Here is a 17246-nt window from a genome sequence, read left to right as displayed (position 1 = left end):
CGGGCGCACCTCTGGGCCCACCGCGCACACGGTCGCCGACGTCCCGGGGCACCCCGGGACGTCGCTCGTGTCGGCGGCCCCGCCCCCGGCCGGCTCGCGCGGGGACGGGCCGGCCTCCTCGTTGGTGCTCAGGCCTCCAGTTCGCCGTCGAGCATCCTGAACAGCTCGTCGGCGGTGGCCGCCGCCAGATCCTCGTCCTGGCCGAGCCCGGCCCCGGCCGAGCGGTGGGTCTCGGCGAACTTGGCCGCAAGCGACCGCAGCCGCTGCTCGATCCGGGCCGCCTCGGTTTCATCGGGCGCTACGGCGAACAGCGTCTGCTCGATCCGCGACAGCTCCGCGTCCAGCAGCGCCAGATCGGTTCCGGCCGCTCCGGTGGCCGTGACCGGCGGTTCGCCGACCAGCTCGGTGCGCAGGAACTCCGCCACGGCCACGACGGTCGGGCAGTCGTAGATCAGCGTGGCGGGCAGCCGCTCCCCGGTGGCACCGGAGAGCCGGTTGCGCAGCTCCAACGCCGCCAGGGAGTCCAGGCCCATGTCGAGGAAACCACGCTCGGGAGTGACGGCCTCAGGACCGTCGTGCCCGAGCACCGCCGCCACATGCGTCGCGACGAGGTCCTGGAGGAGCTGTCCCGCGTCCTCCCAGGAGAGGCCCGCGAGCTGCTCGGCCAACGGCAGCCCGGCCCGGCCGACGGAGGCACCCCCGGCCGACGCGACCGGACCGCCGTCCGGTGCCCCGCCCTGCCCGGACGCCGTCGCGCTCCCGGGGCGGGCCCCGGCAGTGGTGGGAACCAGGCCGCGCAGCAGCGCCGGCAGTTCGTCGGGCCGTGCCCGCAACGCCTCCGGATCGAACCGTACGGGAACCGGCACGGCCTCGTCCGAGGCGAGTGCCGCGTCGAACAGCGACAGCCCTTCCCGTACGGACAGTTCCCGCACCCCGAGCCGGCGGATACGGCCCGCGTCCACGGCGTGGGCGTCGCCCCCGCCCGCCGTCCCCTCCCACAGGCCCCAGGCGAGGGAGTGGGCGGGGAGGCCGAGGTGGTGGCGGTGGTGGGCGAGGGCGTCGAGGAAGACGTTGGCTGCGGCGTAGTTGGCCTGTCCGGCGGCGAGGATCATGCCGCCGGCGGAGGAGTAGAGGACGAAGGCGGTCAGGGGCAGGTCACGGGTGAGGTCGTGCAGGTGCCAGGCCGCGTCGGCCTTCGGCCGCAGCACACCGTCCACCCGTTCCGGCGTCATCGTGTCCACCACCCCGTTGTCCATCACCCCGGCGGCGTGGACCACGGCGGTCAGGGGGCGTTCTCCGGGGATCTCTTCCAGGAGTGCGGCGAGTGCGGCCCGGTCGCCGGCGTCGCAGGCGGCGATGGTGACCGTGTCAACGCCGAGGCCGGTGAGTTCGGCGTGCAGGGTGTCGGCGCCGGGTGCGTCGGGGCCCCGGCGGCTGGTGAGCAGCAGATGCCGTACGCCGTGCTCGGCCACCAGATGCCGGGCCACCCGTCCGCCGAGCAAGCCCGTGCCGCCGGTGATCAGCACCGTGCCGGCCGTCGGCCACCGGACGGACCGCTCCGCCGCCGCGGGCGGCACCGCCGACCGGGCCAGCCGCGGCACGCGGATCTCGCCCTGACGCAGAGCCGACTCCGGTTCGCCCGTGGCCGCCGCGGCGGGCAGGGCGCGGACGGACGCCGGAGAACCGTCGGTGTCGATCACCGTGAACCGGCCGGGATTCTCCGCCTGCGCCGCCCGGACCGCGCCCCAGACCGCGGCCCGGCCCGGATCGAGCGACCGGTCCGCCGGGCCGACGGACACGGCACCGCTCGTCACGACCACCAGACGGGACGACGCGAACCGCCCGTCGGACAGCCAGGCGCGGATCGCGGCCAGCACCTCGTGGACCGCCTCCCGCGCCCGGGAGGGCACCGTCGCCGTCTCGTCCCCGGGCGTCATGTGGAGGGTGACCAGCTCCGGCACCGGCCCGCCGTCCAGCACCTCCGCCAACTCGGGCAGCGCGGCCGGCTCCACGAGCCCCACCGCACGGCCCCGTGACCCGTCGGTGTCACGCAACGGCTGCCACTCGACGCGATACAGGGGGAGCGCTCCACCGCCCAACTGCTGCGCCGTCACCGGCCGCAGCGCCAACGAGCCCACGGTCGCCACGGGCGTGCCGTCGCTGTCGGCGATGTCCAGGGAGACGCCGCCGTTGTCCGCGGCCCGCATCCGCACCCGCACAGCGAAGGCACCCGTCGTCCGCAGGGACACACCGGTCCAGGCGAAGGGGATCCGGGTCTCCTGATCGCCGTCGGCCGGGCCGTCGCCGGTCAGGAAGTCGGTCAGATGCAGCGCGGCGTCCAGCAGCGCCGGATGGAGGCCGTACGCCGCCGCGTCCACGGCGCTCTCCGGCAGGGAGATCTCGCCGAGGACCTCCCCGTCGTGTCGCCAGATCCGCCGTACGCCCCGGAACACCGGACCGTAGTCGTACCCCTGGTCGGCCAGCTCCTCGTACAGGTGGTCCACAGGTACCGGTGTGGCCCCCTCGGGCGGCCAGACCCCGCCGTCCACCGGCAGCGCCTCGGCGTCGACGGCACCGTCGGCACCGTCCGGAGCCAGGACGCCGACCGCGTGCCGGACCCAGGGGGCCGTGGGGTCATCGGCGTCACGGGAATGGATCTCCACTCCGCGGCGGCCGGTGTCGTCGGGGGTGTTGACGGTGACGTGGAGGGCGAGGGCGGTGTGGTGGGGGAGGGTGAGGGGGGTGTGGAGGGTGAGTTCTTCGAGGAGGGGGGTGTGGGTGTGGTGGCCGGCGTGGAGGGCGAGTTCGACGAGTGCGGTGCCGGGCAGGAGGGTGGTGTCGTGGACGGTGTGGTGGGTGAGCCAGGGGTGGGTGTGGGTGCTGAGGCGTCCGGTGAGGGCGAGTTGGCCGGTTGTGGGGAGGGTGAGGGCGGCTTGGAGGAGGGGGTGTGTGGTGGGTGTCTGTCCCAGGTCGGCGGGGTTGCCGGTGGGTGGGGTGGCGTCGAGCCAGTAGCGCTTGCGTTGGAAGGGGTAGGTGGGCAGGTCGACGGTGCGGGCACCGCGCCCGGCGAAGAACGCCTCCCAGTCGATCTTCAGGCCGAGCGTGTGCAGGCGGCCGAGGGCGGTGAGAAGTTGACCGGTCTCGGGGCGGTCGCGTCGTTGGGCGGCGATGAACTCCGCTGCGTCGGTGGCGCCGAGTCCGGCCAGCACGGCCTGCGGTCCGATTTCGATGAGGGTGCGTGTGCCGTGTTCTTCCAGCGCGGTGATGCCGTCGTGGAAGCGGACGGTGTCGCGGACGTGACGCACCCAGTAGTCGGGGTCGCGCAGGTCGGCGGGGTCGGCGAGGCGGCCGGTCACGTTCGACACGACCGGGATGACGGGCTCGTGGTAGGTGAGCTGTGCGGCGACCTTGCCGAACTCGGCGAGCATCGGGTCCATGAGCGGGGAGTGGAAGGCGTGGGAAACCTTCAGGCGGGTCGTGCGCTGGAAGTGCCGGGCCAGCTCGGTGACGGCGGCCTCGTCTCCGGAGATCACCACCGAGCGAGGGCCGTTGACGGCGGCGACCGCCACGTCGTCACGGCCGGCGAGGTGGTGCCGTACCTCTTCCTCCGTGGCCTGTACGGCGATCATGGCCCCGCCTGACGGCAGCGCGTCCATCAGGCGGGCCCGGGCCGCGACCAGGGTCGCCGCGTCCGTCAGCGACAGCACACCCGCCACGTGCGCGGCGGCCAGCTCACCGATCGAATGACCGGCGACCACATCCGGGCGCACACCCCACGACTCCAACAGCCGGTACAGGGCGACTTCGTAGGCGAACAGGGCCGGCTGCGTGAAGCCGGTGCGGTCCAGCCGTCCGTCGTCCCCCCACATCACCTCCCGCAACGGGAGGCCGAGCGCGTTGACCGCCTCGTCCAGCGCGCGGGCGAAGACCGGGAAGGTGTCGTACAACTCCCGCCCCATGCCTGTCTGTTGGCTGCCCTGGCCGGAGAAGACGAACGCCGTCTTCCCCGGTACCGGCGTCCCGCCGGACCGCTCACCGGAGGCGACAGCGGCCAGCCCCCGCAGCAGTTCCTCCCTGTCGGAGCCCACCACCACGGCCCGGTGCTCGAACACCGACCGTGTCACGGCCAGCGAGTAGGCCACATCCAGTACGGACAGCTCGCCCTGCTCGGCCACATGCTCTGCGACCCGCTCCGCCTGCGCCCGCAACGCGGCCTCACCGCGGCCGGACAGTACCCACGGCACCGCCGGCAGCGGAACGGAAGGCGGCTGCTCCCGCTCCTCCTCCGCCTGCACAGGCGGTTCTTCCACGATGACGTGGGCGTTGGTACCACTGATACCAAAGGACGACACCCCCGCCCGGCGGGGGCGCCCGTTGCGCTCCCACGGCCGGGCTTCGGTGAGGAGTTCCACCGCTCCCGCCGACCAGTCCACGTGCGGCGACGGCTCGTCGACGTGCAGGGTCCGGGGCAGCACCCCGTGCCGCATCGCCATCACCATCTTGATCACGCCCGCGACGCCGGCCGCCGCCTGCGTATGCCCGATGTTCGACTTCAGCGACCCCAGCCACAACGGCGCACCCGCACCCTCACCCCCACCCTCGCCGTCACCCGGCCGCTCCTGGCCATAGGTGGCCAGCAACGCCTGCGCCTCGATCGGGTCACCCAGCGTCGTTCCCGTCCCATGACCTTCCACCGCGTCCACATCCGCCGCGCCCAGCCCCGCGGAGGCCAGCGCCTGCCGGATCACCCGCTGCTGCGACGGACCGTTCGGCGCCGTCAGCCCGTTGGAGGCGCCGTCCTGGTTGACGGCCGAGCCCCGCACCACCGCCAGCACCCGGTGCCCGTTGCGCCGCGCGTCCGACAGACGCTCAAGGACCAGCACTCCCACACCCTCCGACCAGCCCACTCCGTCCGCCGCAGCCGAGAACGCCTTGCAGCGGCCGTCCGGAGACAGCGCGCGCTGCCTGCTGAAGTCCACGAAGGCGTCGGGGGTGGACAGGAAGGTGACGCCACCCGCCAGCGCCATGCTGCACTCGCCGTTGCGCAGCGCCTGGGCCGCCAGGTGGAGGCTGACCAGGGAGGAGGAGCAGGCGGTGTCGACCGAGACGGTGGGGCCCTCGAGGCCGAAGAGGTACGCGAGCCGCCCGGACAGCACGCTGACGGCGCTACCGTTGGCGAGGTAGCCGGCCACGTCGGAGGGGACGCCGTCCCCCAAACGGGTGCCATAGTCGTCGTACATGACGCCCGCGAAGACACCCGTCTGGCTGCCGCGCAGGGACACCGGGTCGATCCCGGCCCGCTCCAGCGCCTCCCAGGCGGTCTCCAGCAGCAGCCGCTGCTGCGGGTCCATGGCCAAGGCCTCGCGCGGGCTGATGCCGAAGAAGTCCGGGTCGAACTCGGCGCCGTCGAGCAGGAAACCGCCGTCCCGGACGTAACTCTTGCCGTCCTCCGGTTCGGGTGCGTAGAGGCGGGCGGAGTCCCAGCCGCGGTCGGTGGGGAAGCCGGAGACGGCGTCGATCCCGTCGGCGACGAGGTCCCACAGATCTTCGGGGCTGTGCACCTCGCCCGGGTAGCGGCAGCCCATTCCGACGATGGCGATCGGATCGTCCGCGTGGCCCGCCCGGGACCGGCCCGACCGCGCGGCCGTCCCGGTTCCCGTGGCCGTGGAGGTGTCGTCCCGCGCGCCGAGAAGCTCGGATTTCAGCAGCTCGGCCACGGCCTGTGGGGTCGGGTGGTCGAAGACCAGGGTGGCGGGCAGGGCCAGGCCGGTGGTGCCGCGCAGGGCGTTGCGCAGCTCGACCGCCGCGAGCGAGTCGAAGCCCATCTCGCGGAAGGCCCGTTCGGGCTCGACCGCGTCCGGGCCGTCATGGCCGAGTACGGCCGCGACCCGACCGCGCACCAGATCCAGCAGGAACCGGTCGCGCTCGGTGCCGGGCAGGCCCGCCAGCCGCTCGGCGAACGGATTCACGCCGGCGGTGCCGCCGGCCGGATGTGCGGACAGTGCGGTGGACGCCCGCGGGACGGGCACCCGTACCAGGCCGCGCAGCAGCGCCGGGAGGTCGTCGCCCCGGGCGCGCAGTGCTGCCGCGTCGACCCGCACCGGGACCACCACCGCCTCGGCGGGTTCCAGGGCCAGCGCACGGTCGAACATGGCCAGACCCTGCTCCGCGTCCAGCGCGGGCAGACCGAGCCGGCTCATCCGGCGCAGGTCGGCGTCGTCGAGGTCGCCCATCCCGGTGCTCTCCTTCCACAGGCCCCAGGCGAGGGAGTGAGCGGGGAGGCCGAGGTGGTGGCGGTGGTGGGCGAGGGCGTCGAGGAAGACGTTGGCTGCGGCGTAGTTGGCCTGTCCGGCGGCGAGGATCATGCCGCCGGCGGAGGAGTAGAGGACGAAGGCGGTCAGGGGCAGGTCGCGGGTGAGGTCGTGCAGGTGCCAGGCCGCGTCGACCTTCGGCCGCAGCACCCGCTCGGTCTGCTCCTCGGACAGCGACGGCACCAGGCCACCGTCCGCCACTCCTGCGGCGTGGACGACGGCGGTCAAGGGGTGTGCGCCGGGGATCTCCTCCAGGAGCGCGGCGAGTGCGGCCCGGTCGCTCGTGTCGCAGGCGGCGATGGTGACCGTGTCGGCGCCGAGGCCGGTGAGTTCGGCGCGGAGGGTGTCGGCGCCGGGTGCGTCGGGGCCCCGGCGGCTGGTGAGCAGCAGATGCCGTACGCCGTGCTCGGCCACCAGATGCCGGGCCAGTACGGCTCCCAGGCCGCCGGTGCCGCCGGTGATCAGGGTCGTGCCGTCCGTGCCCCACACGGATGCGGCCGCGGCTGTGGCCGGCTTCGGGGCCGCGGTGCCGGTGATCCGGGCCAGACGGGGCACGCGAACCTGGCCCCGGCGCAACGCCACCTCGGGCTCGCCCAGGGCGAGGGCGGCGGGTACGGCGTGCAGGGAGGCGTCGGCGTCGTCGAGGTCCACGACGGCGAACCGGCCCGGGTTCTCCTCGGCGGCCGCGCGTACGAGGCCCCACAGCGGAGCCTGCGCCAGGTCGGCCGTGTCCTCGCCGGGGCCGACGGCGACCGCGCCACGTGTGATCAGTACCAGGCGGGTGCCGCCGAGGCGGTCCTCGGCGAGCCACTCCTGGAACAGGCCCAGCACCCGGTGGGTGAGGGCGCGGGCCCGGCCGGGCAGGTCGGCGTCGCCGCCGTCCTCGGACTCGGGCACCCGGAACACCACCGTCTGCGGAGCCGCCGGTCCGGCGGCGGGGTCGGCCACCACGGCCGCCAGGGCCGCCACATCGGCATGGCGGGGCACCCCCTCCCAGCCGGAGACGGCAGCCCTTGGGGAGGACGACGGGGAGGACGACGAGGAGGACGAAGTGTCGCTGCCCAGCACGGCCCACCGCAGCTCACCGTCGACGGGCGGCGGAGCCGTCACGGACCGCCACTCCACCCGGTGCAGCGGAACGTCGACGGCGCGTCTACCGGCCTCGGTGAGGCGTTCCTGGTCCACCGGGCGGGACACCAGGGTCGACACCGTGGCCACCGGCCGGCCGTCGGTGTCGGCCATCCGCATCACGGACACCTCGGCGCCGTCCACGCGGGAGATCCACATCCGCAGACCGGCCGCCCCCGCCGCGTGCGGGGTCACGCCGGTCCAGGCGAACGGCAGCAGCACCGGACCGTCGCTCTCGTCCAGCAGGTCGACGTGCATGGCGGCGTCGAGCAGGGCCGGGTGGAGGGTGTAGTCGGCCGCCTCGGCGGCGGTCCCGAACGGGAGGGCCACCTCGGCGTAGATCTCGTCGCCGTCCCGCCAGGCGGCCCGCAGGCCCTGGAACGCCGGGCCGTAGTCGTACCCCCGCTCGGCCAGCAGTGCGTACGCGTCGGTGACGTCCACGGGGGCCGCGCCCGGCGGAGGCCACAGGCCGAGGTCGAACTCGGGGGCCGCCGGGTGCGGGCTGAGGAAGCCGACGGCATGGGTCGTCCAGGCGTCACGAAGATCGGCACCGGCGTCCGCGACGTCCACGGCGCGGCTCTCCGGCCGGGAGTGGATCTCCACGGCCCGGCGGCCGGACTCGTCCGGCGCCCCCACGACGACCTGCAGGGCCGCCGCGCTGCCCTCGGGCAGGACGAGGGGTACGTGGAGGGTCAGTTCCTCGACGACAGGGCAACCGGCGTGCTCGCCTGCCTGGAGCGCCAGCTCGACGAATCCGGTACCGGGAAACAGCACCGTCCCCATCACCACGTGATCGGCGATCCAAGGCTGGGAGTCGGCGGCGATCCGACCGGTGAGGACGAGCCCACCACTGCCGGGAAGAGGCAGAGCGGCACCCAACAGGGGGTGCTGTAGCGGCAGTTGTCCCAGGCCGGTCGGGTCACCGTGAACGGGAGCGCCGGCGTCGAGCCAGTAGCGCTTGTGCTGGAAGGCGTACGTCGGCAGGTCGACGGTGCGGGCACCGCGCCCGGCGAGGACGGCATGCCAGTCGACGGTGGCACCTCGGGTGTGCAGGTCGCCGAGGGCGGTGAGAAGTTGACCGGTCTGGGGGCGGTCGCGTCGTTGGGCGGCGATGAACTCCGCTGCGTCGGTGGCGCCGAGTCCGGCCAGCACGGCCTGCGGTCCGATCTCGATGAGGGTGCGTGTGCCGTGTTCTTCCAGCGCGGTGATGCCGTCGTGGAAGCGGACGGTGTCGCGGACGTGGCGCACCCAGTAGTCGGGGTCGCACAGATCGGCGGGGTCGGCCAGGCGGCCGGTCACGTTCGACACCACGGGGATCCGGGGTTCGTGATGGGTCAGCCCGGCCGCCACTTCACCGAACTCCGCCAGCATCGGGTCCATGAGCGGGGAGTGGAAGGCGTGGGAGACCTTCAGGCGGGTTGTGCGGTCGAACGCTGCCGCGACCTCCGTCACAGCGCTCTCCTCGCCCGAGATGACCACCGAGCGAGGGCCGTTGACGGCGGCGACCGCCGCCTTCTCACGGCCGGCGAGGTGGTGCCGTACCTCCTCCTCCGTGGCCTGTACCGCGATCATGGCCCCGCCGGACGGCAGCGCGTCCATCAACCGCGCCCGGGCCGCGACCAGGGTCGCCGCGTCCGTCAGCGACAGCACACCCGCCACATGCGCGGCGGCCAGCTCACCGATCGAATGACCGGCGACCACATCCGGGCGCACACCCCACGACTCCAACAACCGGAAAAGGGCCACTTCGTAGGCGAACAGGGCCGGCTGCGTGAACCCCGTACGATCCAGCCTGTCGCCCTCGCTGTCCTCCCACATCACCTCTTTCAGAGGCAGACCGAGCGCCTCGACCGCCTCGTCCAGCGCACGGGCGAAACCCGGGAAGGTGTCGTACAACTCCCGCCCCATGCCTGTCCGCTGGCTGCCCTGGCCGGAGAAGACGAACGCTGTCTTCGCCTGCACCGGCGTCCCGCCGGACCGCTCACCGGAGGCGACAGCGGCCAGGCCCCGCAGCAGTTCCTCCCTGTCGGAGCCCACCACCACGGCCCGGTGTTCGAACACCGATCGTGTCGTGGCGAGTGAGTAGGCCATATCCAGTACGGACAGCTCGGCCTGCTCGGCCACGTGCACGGCCAGCCGCTCCGCCTGTGCCCGCAACGCGGCCTCACCGCGCCCGGACAGTACCCACGGCACCGTCGGCAGCGGGGGCTCTTCGCCCACCGATGCCTGCTTCTCCGCCACCGGGCTCACGGGCGGTTCCTCAAGGATCACGTGGGCGTTGGTGCCACTGATACCGAAGGACGACACCCCCGCCCGGCGCGGGCGCCCGTTGCGCTCCCACGGCCGGGCTTCGGTGAGGAGTTCCACCGCTCCCGCCGACCAGTCCACGTGCGGCGACGGCTCGTCGACGTGCAGGGTCCGGGGCAGGACCCCGTGCCTCATCGCCATCACCATCTTGATCACGCCCGCGACGCCGGCCGCCGCCTGCGTATGCCCGATGTTCGACTTCAGCGACCCCAGCCACAACGGCGCACCCGCACCCGCACCCTCACCCTCGCCGTCACCCGGCCGCTCCTGGCCATAGGTGGCCAGCAACGCCTGCGCCTCGATCGGGTCACCCAGCGTCGTTCCCGTCCCATGACCTTCCACCGCGTCCACATCCGCCGCGCCCAGCCCCGCGGAGGCCAGCGCCTGCCGGATCACCCGCTGCTGCGACGGACCGTTCGGCGCCGTCAGCCCGTTGGAGGCGCCGTCCTGGTTCACCGCCGAACCCCGCACCACCGCCAGCACCTGATGCCCGTTGCGCCGCGCGTCCGAGAGGCGTTCGACGAGGAGCATGCCGACGCCCTCGGACCAGCCCACGCCGTCGGCGGCGGCCGAGAACGCCTTGCAGCGGCCGTCGGGGGCGAGTCCGCGCTGCCGGTTGAAGTCGACGAAGGTGTCCGGGGTGGACATGACCGTCACGCCGCCCGCCAGGGCGAGCGTGCACTCGCCGCGCCGCAACGCCTGGATCGCCCAGTGCAGTGCGACCAGCGACGACGAGCAGGCGGTGTCCACGGTCACCGCGGGGCCCTCCAACCCCAGCGCGTAGGCGACCCGGCCGGACACGACGCTCGCCAGACTGCCGTTGCCGAGGTACCCGGCGAGGTCCTCGGGCACGTCGTGCAACCGGGTGCCCCAGTCGTGGTACATGACGCCCGCGAAGACGCCGGTCGGACTGCCGTGCAGGGACACCGGGTCGATCCCGGCCCGCTCCAGCGCCTCCCAGGCGGCTTCCAGCAGCAGCCGCTGCTGCGGGTCCATGGCCTGGGCCTCGCGCGGGCTGATGCCGAAGAAGGCCGGATCGAACTCGGCGGCGTCGTGCAGGAAGCCGCCTTCGCGGGTGGAGGTGCGGCCGGGGGTGCCGGGCTCGGGATCGTAGAGGTTCGCCACGTCCCAGCCACGGTCCTCGGGGAACGGCGACACGCCGTCCCCGCCCCCGGCGACCAGCTCCCACAGCTGTTCCGGAGAGGCGGCCCCGCCGGGGTAGCGGCAGCTCATGCCGACGATGGCGATCGGCTCGTCGTCGGCAGGACCCGCCGCGGCCGCTGCCGCTGCCGTCGCTGCGGACGGGTCCGTGGCGGTCCCGGCCACGGTGTCCAGCGACGCCTGGAGGATGTGCGCGGCGAGTGCGCGGGGCGTGGGGTGGTCGAAGACCAGGGTGGACGGCAGGCGCAGCCCGGTGGCGGCGTTGAGCAGGTTGCGCAGCTCGACCGCGGCCAGCGAGTCGAAGCCGATGTCGCTGAAGGCGCGGGCCGGTTCGACGGCTCCGGCGTCCTCGTGCCCGAGGACCGCCGCGACCCGGTCGCGCACCAGGTCCAGCACCCGGCTCTCCCGCTCGGGCTCGGGGTGCGTGAGCAGGGTGAGCGCGAACGGCAGGTCCTGCCCCGGCGCGGGTCGGCCCGTGCCGGGGCGGCGGGAGGCCGCCGCATGCGGTGCGGGCCGGACCACGGCCCGCAGCAGTGGCGGGATGCCGTCGAGGCGGGCCCGGACGGCGGCCGCGTCGACGCGCACGGTCAGGGCGACAGCGGTGTCGGACGCCGTCAGGGCCCCGTCGAACAGGGCCAGGCTCTCGGCCGGGGTGAGCGGTGCCAGGCCCTGGCGCTCGATGCGCCGGAGGCCGGAGGAGCCCAGGGCGGTGCCCATGCCCTCGCCGCCCGCCCACAGGCTCCACACCTGGGACTGGGCGGGCAGGCCCAGGGCCCGGCGGTGGAGGGCGAGGGCGTCCAGGAAGGCGTTCGCGGCCGCGTAGTTGCCCTGCCCGGGGGCGTCGAGCAGGCCCGAGGTCGAGGAGACGAGGACGAACGCGGTCAGCGGCAGGTCGCGGGTCAGCTCGTGCAGGTGCCAGGCCGCGTCGGCCTTCGGACGCAGCACACCGTCGATCCGGTCGGCGGTGAGGCCGGCCAGCAGGGTGTCGTCCAGCACGCCGGCCGCGTGCACCACGCCGGTGAGCGGATGCCCGGGGTCGATGCCGGCCAGGAGACCGGCCAGGGCGTCCCGGTCGGCGACGTCGCAGGCCGCGATGGTCACGCGGGCGCCGAGGGTGTTCAGTTCGGCCGCCAGTTCGGTGGCCCCGTCCGCGGCCTCGCCGCGCCGTCCGGCCAGCAGCAGGTGACGCACCCCGTGACGGGCCACCAGGTGGCGGGCGACCTCCCGGCCGACACCACCGGTGCCGCCGGTGATCAGCACCGTGCCCGCCGGGTTCCACGGCTCGGCGGCCGGTTCGTCGCCGGCCGGCGCGGCGGGGAGGCGTACCACTCGGGGGACCCACACCGCGTCGTCGCGCAGGGCGATCTCGGGCTCGGGTGCCGTCAGCGCCGCCGCCGCGAGGTGACCGGCCGAGGTGTGCCGGTCCGGGGCGTCGTCGATGAGGACCACCCGGCCGGGATACTCGGCCTGCGCCGAGCGGACGAGGCCGCGTACCGCGGCCGCCGCCAGGTCGGTGACTCCCTCGTCCGGGTCCACGGCCGCGGCGCCCCGGGTCACGAGGGCCAGGCGCGTTCCCGGGGGACACGGGTCGCCGCCGTCGTCGTGGTCGTCGACCAGCCAGGTCCGCAGGAGCTCCAGCGCCCAGGCGGTGGCGGCCCGCACCCGGTCGGGCACAGCGGTGTCCACTGCGGGCCGCGCCACGGGGAGTTCGGCGAGGAGCATCCCGGGCAGCCGGGCCGGGGTGCCGAGGAGAGCGGCCAGCGCGGCCGCGTCGTCGACCCGGGCCCAGGTGCCCGGCGCGGAGGACACGGGTACGGCCGGGCCGCGCTGCCATGTGAGGCCGTACACGGGGCGCTGTCGCGTGCCGGAGGAGTGCAGACGTCCGGCCGGAACCGGGCGGGAGACCAGCGAGGCGACCGACGCCACCGGGGCACCGGCCGTGTCGGTGATCTCCAGCGCGAGCGTCTCCGACCCGGCGCCGTCCGCGGCGGTGATGCGCACGCGCACGTGCGTGGCGCCCGTGGCGTGCAGCCGTACCCCGGACCAGGCGAACGGGATGCCGGCGGGAGCGTCCGGCGGAACGGTGTCGGAGGTGAGGAAGTCGGCGCTGTGCAGGGCGGCGTCCAGCAGAGCCGGATGCAGACCGTACGCGTCCGCGCCGGCCGCGGTCGCGTCGTCCAGGGCGACCTCGGCGTACACGCCGTCTCCGTGCCGCCAGGCCGCCCGCACGGCCTGGAACGCCGGTCCGTAGCCGTACCCCAGGGTGGCGAGGTCGCGGTACAGCGCGGAGACGTCCACGGGGGTGGCGCCGCGCGGTGGCCACACGTCGCCTCCGGCGGCCGGAGACGCCACGGCGACGGGCGCGACGGGGGCGACAGGGGCGACGGGGGAGAGGACCCCGGAGGCGTGCCGGGTCCACACCTCGTCGTCCACGCCGCCGTTCGGGTCGTCGTCGACGTCCTCGGCTCGGGAGTGGATGCCGAGGCTGCGACGGCCGGACGCGTCGGGGCCGCCCACCGTCACCTGGAGGGCGATGCCACCCCGCTCGGGCAGGACGAGCGGGGCCTCCAGGGTGAGGTCGTCGATCCACGGGCAGTGGGTCAGTTCGCCCGCGTGCGCGGCCAGTTCCACGAATGCGGTGCCGGGGAGCAGCGTGGTGTCCAGGATGACGTGATCGGCCAGCCAGGGATGGGTCCGGGGCGACAGCCGCCCGGTGAGCACCATGCCGTCCGAGCCGGGCAGCGCCACCATGGCGCCCAGCAGCGGGTGTACGGCGGGAGCCTGGCCGAAGCCGGTGGCGTCACCGGAGACGGTGGGGGCGTGCAGCCAGTAGTGCCGGTGCTGGAAGGGATAGGTCGGCAGGTCCACCTGCCGTGGGGCCCGGCCGCCGGCGCCCGGTGCGAACACCGCGCTCCACCGGACGGGCCGGCCGCGTACGTGCAGGTGCGCGAGGGCGGTCAGCAGACCGGGTCCCTCCGGCCGTTCGCGGCGCAGCGGCGCGATGGTCACCGCGTCCTCGCCGGTCACGCACTCCCGGACCAGCGCCGTCAGGGTGCGGTCGGGGCCGACCTCCAGGAAGACGGTGGCGCCGGAGCGTTCCAGGGCGGTCGTGGAGTCGTGGAAGCGCACTGCCTCGCGGGCGTGGCGCACCCAGTACTCGGGGTCGCACAGGTCCCCGCCGTCCGTCTCGGTGCCGAGGACGGTGGACACCAGCGGGACCGTGGGCGGGTGGTAGTCCAGGACCTGGGCCACCCGCCGGAACTCGGCCAGCATCGGTTCCATGAGCGGGGAGTGGAAGGCGTGCGACACCCGCAGCGGGACGGCCCGCGCGAACTGCCCGGCGACGTCGGCCACCGCCTCCGCCGCGCCGGAGATCACCACCGACGACGGGGCGTTCACGGCGGCGACCCCTACGTCCGTGCGGTCACCGAGCGCCGTGCGCACCTCCGCCTCGGTGGCCCGCACGGCCACCATGGCCCCTCCCTCGGGCAGCGCCTGCATCAGCCTGCCCCGGGCGGCCACCAGCGTCGCCGCGTCCTCCAGGGACAGCACGCCCGCCACATGGGCGGCGGCCAGCTCGCCGACCGAGTGACCCGCCACCACGTCCGGCACCACGCCCCAGTGCTCCAGCAGGCGGTACAGCGCCACCTCGAACGCGAACAGCGCGGGCTGCGTGTACTCGGTCCGGTCCAGCAGGTGCCCGTCGCCGTCCTGCGGCCCCGTGCCCCACATCACCTCGAGCAGCGGGCGGTCCAGCTGGAGGTCCAGATGCCCCACGACCTCGTCCAGCGCCCTCGCGAACACCGGGTGGCGGGCGTGGAGTTCGCGCCCCATCCCGACCCACTGGCTGCCCTGCCCGGAGAAGAGGAAGGCCGTCCGCCCGCCGGAGGGCTCCCCGGTGACCAGACCGGAGTCCTCCTCGCCGGCCGCCAGCGCGGCGAGTGCACGCAGGGCGCCCTCCCTGTCGTACGGCAGCAGCACCGCCCTGTGCTCCAGCGCGGCCCGCCCGGTGGCCAGCGTGTACCCGACGTCCGCCAGGCCGTCGTCCGTCGAGCCGGCCGTCGCCGGGCCGTCGTCCGCCGCCCCGTCGTCCGCAGGCCTGGCGTCCGCCCCGTCGTCGTCCGCCTCGGCGAGACGGGCGCGCAGCCGCTCCGCCTGGGCGCGGAGCGCCGCACGGCTGCGGGCCGACACCACCAACGGCACAGGCACAGGCACAGGGCCGGGCGCGCGGTCCTGGAGGGCAGGACGCTCGGCGGGCTCCCCCGGCGCCGGTCCGGCCGGCTCGTGCGGTGCCTCCTCCAGGATCAGATGAGCGTTCGTGCCGCTGATGCCGAACGACGACACCCCGGCGCGGCGCGGGTGTCCCTCCACCGTCCACGGGCGGGCCTCGGTCAGCAGCTCCACCGCACCGGCCGACCAGTCCACGTGCGGTGTGGGCCGGTCCACGTGGAGCGTCCTGGGCAGCGTGCCGTGCCGCATGGCCATGACCATCTTGATCACGCCCGCGACCCCGGCCGCCGCCTGGGTGTGCCCGATGTTGGACTTGAGGGAGCCGAGCCAGAGCGGGCGGCCCCCGGGACGTTCCCGGCCGTACGTGGCGAGCAGCGCCTGGGCCTCGATCGGGTCGCCGAGCGTCGTCCCCGTACCATGGGCCTCCACCGCGTCCACGTCGGCCGGACGCAGGCCGGCGGCGGTCAAGGCCTGCTGGATGACGCGCTGCTGGGAGGGGCCGTTGGGCGCCGTCAGGCCGTTGGAGGCCCCGTCCTGGTTGACGGCCGAGCCGCGGATGACGGCGAGGACGCGGTGGCCGTTGCGGCGGGCGTCGGACAGCCGTTCCAGCACCAGTACGCCGGCTCCCTCGCCCCAGCCGGTGCCGTCGGCCGCCGCCGCGAACGGCTTGCACACACCGTCCGGGGCGAGGCCGCGCTGACGGCTGAAGGACGTGAAGACACCGGGGCTGCCGATGACGGCCACGCCGCCGGCCAGGGCGAGCGAGGACTCGCGCTGCCGCAGCGACTGGCACGCGAGGTGCAGCGCCACGAGGGAGCCCGAACAGGCCGTGTCCACGGTGAGGGTCGGGCCCTCCAGCCCGAGCGCGTAGGCGGCGCGGCCGGAGACCACACTGGGCGCGGTGCCGGTGAGCAGGTAACCGTCCAGGCCGTCGGGGGCCTCGTGCAGGCGGACGCCGTACTCCTGGGGCTCCGCGCCGATGAAGACGCCCGAACGGCTGCCGCGCAGGGCGTGGGGATCCAGACCCGCGTGTTCCAGGGCCTCCCAGCACAGTTCCAGCACCAGCCGTTGCTGCGGGTCCATGGCGGAGGCCTCACGGGGGCCGATGCCGAAGAACTCGGCGTCGAATCCCCCTGCGTCCTCCAGGAAGGCGGCGTCGCGTACGTAACTCTTGCCGGGCTTGGAGGGATCGGGGTCGTACAGGCTGTCCACGTCCCAGCCGCGGTCGGTGGGAAGCGGCGAGAGGGTGTTGCGCTCCTCGGCGACCAGACGCCACAACGCCTCCGGCGAGGTCGCGCCCCCGGGGTAGCGGCAGCCGACGCCCACGATGGCGATCGGCTCGTGCGGATCGACGTCCGCCGCGGCCGTCAGCGAGGTCTCGGCCGCCCTCCCGACGGGCTGCTCGCCCAGCAGCCGCCCCAGCAGGAACCGGGCCAGCGCGACGGGCGTCGGATGGTCGAAGACCATGGTGACGGGCAGGTCCGTGCCGGTGGCGGCCACCAGTTCCGCGTGCAGCTCGACGGCGGCCAGCGAGTCGAACCCCAGCTCCTGGAACGGCGACCCGGCGTCCACGGCGCCGTCGATACCGGCGCCCAGCCCGGCGAGGACGGCCGCCGCGCGGTCGCGCACCAGGTCCAGCACCAGGGCCTCACGGGCCGAGGCCGGCAGACTCCGCAACCGCCGGATCAGCGCCTCCCCGTCGCCCGGCCCCTCGTTGCCCGCCACCTCGTCAGGAATGAGATCCCTGGACTCGCTCATCCGCGCACTCCACTGTTCCGGGACATGAGGAATTGAGATATAGGCCGTCAAAGACGCATACCTCGGCGTCAGGCTAGGTTCGGCCAAGGCGACCCCACACCCCTATGCACCCCTAGAGCCGAGGTGAGGAATGGCGTACACGTTCAGTCGCTCGAAGGCTGTGGAAAACCGTGCCGGGAACCGAGGCAAGCACCGGGAAAGGCGCACGCCAGTAATCACCGGCAGCAACGGAATCGCAGGACAGCGACATCACGGGCAGCAGCGAACCCGCAGGGCAGCGGCGGAATCACAGGGCAGCGGAATCACAGGGCAGCGAAAATGGCAGGGCGGCCAAGAAGACAGGGCAGCGAA

The 17246-nt window shown here is 74.3% G+C and carries 1 protein-coding gene; it reads right to left on the bottom strand.

Going from position 1 to position 17246, the window contains the following annotated elements; translation table 11 throughout:
- Positions 1 to 128: 128 nt before the first annotated feature.
- The gene (locus tag ACIBBD_RS04975; RefSeq protein ID WP_399418133.1) at positions 129 to 16862 is read right to left on the bottom strand and encodes an SDR family NAD(P)-dependent oxidoreductase; all 16734 of its coding nucleotides are present in this window, start codon (positions 16860 to 16862) and stop codon (positions 129 to 131) included.
- Positions 16863 to 17246 lie beyond the last annotated feature (384 nt).

This window comes from Streptomyces sp. NPDC051315, from assembly GCF_044455165.1.
GTDB lineage: Bacteria > Actinomycetota > Actinomycetes > Streptomycetales > Streptomycetaceae > Streptomyces.
Note: the sequence above shows the minus strand (reverse complement) of the source record. Positions and strands in the feature narration are given on the sequence as shown.